The following is a 222-nucleotide window of genomic DNA, read 5'->3' on the forward strand; positions in this document are numbered from 1 at the left end:
AAAATGGACGCACTGTATGTTTCCGCCCCATTTTATTTCGACGATGATTTTCAGGTCTGTTATGGCGAACACTACAATACCGTTTTTCCTTTGCTTGTCCCGTTGTATAAACAGGAAGCGGAATTGGTGGAAAAAAAGGGTTGGAATGCTTTTGAGCAGTTCTTGCTGGATAATGAAGTTGACAACCTTTCGGATATGAATAGGAAACCGTTTGTTTGGTAA

General features: G+C 40.5%; 1 protein-coding gene. It reads left to right on the plus strand.

Going from position 1 to position 222, the window contains the following annotated elements; genetic code table 11:
• On the plus strand, window positions 1-222 hold a 222-nt coding region (locus HMPREF2907_RS02610), incomplete at its 5' end, for a suppressor of fused domain protein (protein ID WP_141754393.1).

The organism is Neisseria sp. HMSC055H02 (assembly GCF_001813335.1).
Lineage (GTDB): Bacteria > Pseudomonadota > Gammaproteobacteria > Burkholderiales > Neisseriaceae > Neisseria > Neisseria sicca_C.